This window comes from Aldersonia kunmingensis, from assembly GCF_001646865.1.
GTDB classification, from domain to species: Bacteria; Actinomycetota; Actinomycetes; order Mycobacteriales; family Mycobacteriaceae; genus Aldersonia; species Aldersonia kunmingensis.
Genome location: NZ_LRRB01000264.1, coordinates 1 through 1,541, shown reverse-complemented (window position 1 = coordinate 1,541; position 1,541 = coordinate 1). Strand labels below are relative to the sequence as shown.

The following is a 1,541-nucleotide window of genomic DNA, read 5'->3' as shown; positions in this document are numbered from 1 at the left end:
TGGGGGAGAGGTCTGTCCTCCTCTTGGACACCCTGGACGTCTCCGCGTATTCGGATGCGCCGTTGACGGATGCGGATCGGGTGGCGCCGTTGCGGCCGGCCAATGCCGCGTATGTCATTTACACCTCGGGTTCGACGGGTCGCCCGAAGGGTGTTGCGGTGGCGCATCGTTCGGTGGTCAACCAGATCGGCTGGGTGGCCGGCGAGTACAGCGTTGATGCGTCCGATGTGGTGTTGTGGAAGACCCCGACGACGTTCGATGTGTCAGTGTGGGAGTTGTTCACGGTCACCGGTCTGGGTGGTCGCCTGGTGATCGCGGCGCCGGATGGTCATCGTGATCCGGCGTATTTGGTGCGGGTGATCGAGGAGCAGTCGGTAACGCTGACCTCGTTCGTGCCGTCGATGCTGTCGGTGTTCGTCGGAGAGTTCGGTGTGGGTGCCTGCTCGTCGCTGCGGGCGGTGTTCGTCGCCGGTGAAGCCTTGTCGGGGCAGACGGTGTCGCAGTTCCGGGCGCGAAACGGCGCCGAGATTCACAACCTTTATGGCCCCACCGAATTCACTGTCCACGCGGTCGCGGGTCCTGCACCCGAAGTGCTCGATGCGTTCGTGCCGATCGGTGCGCCGGTCTACAACTCCCGCGCGTACGTGCTGGACGCCCGGTTGCAGCCGGTGCCCGATGGCGCGGCCGGCGAGCTGTACATGGCGGGTGTGCAGGTGGCCCGTGGTTACTTCGGTCGCCCGGACCTGTCGGCGGAGCGGTTCGTCGCCGACCCGTTCGACCCGGCGGGTGGCCGCCTCTACCGCACTGGCGACCTGGTCCGCTGGGCCACAGATGCGTCGGGTGCCGGTGTCATCGAGTACCTCGGTCGTACCGACTTCCAGGTGAAGCTGCGCGGCCAGCGCATCGAACTCGGCGAGATCGAGGCCGCCCTGCTGGCGCAGGAGCAGGTGGGTCAGGCCGTCGTGCTCGTGCGCGCGGATGATCTCGGTGACCGGCTCGTGGCCTACGTCGTTCCGAGCGCGCCGGGAACCGATATCGATGTGGACGCGCTGCGCGCGGCGGTCAAGTCGCTGCTCCCGACGTACATGGTCCCCGAATCGGTGATGGCTCTCGACGCATTCCCGCTGAACGTGTCGGGCAAGTTGGATCGCAAGGCATTGCCGGAACCGGTGTTTGCGGTGGCGGTGTTCCGTGCGCCGACCACTCCGATCGAGCAGCTTGTGGCGGGGGTCTTCGCCGAGGTGCTCGGTTTCGGGGCGAACGAAGCGACGGGCGAGGAATCGCGGCGCGTCGGCCTCGACGATGATTTCTTCGCTCTGGGCGGTAACAGTCTTCTTGCTACGCAGGTGACATCTCGCTTGGGTGCGATGTTGGATGCCGCGGTTCCGGTGCGGGTGCTTTTCGAGGCACCGACGGTGGAACGCCTTGCGGTGGCCGTGGAATCGCATACCGGCACTACGCGGGTTGCGCTCGAGGCGCGGCCGCGGCCGGAGCGTGTGCCGTTGTCGTTGGCGCAGCAGCGGATGTGGTTCCTGAACCGG

Annotated in this window: 1 protein-coding gene; it reads left to right on the top strand. The window is 66.5% G+C overall.

Annotation, left to right across the window (positions count from 1 at the left end; all coding sequences use genetic code 11):
- The coding region (locus A8G08_RS20800; RefSeq protein WP_157108701.1) for an amino acid adenylation domain-containing protein at positions 1–1,541 on the top strand (1,541 nt) is incomplete at both ends.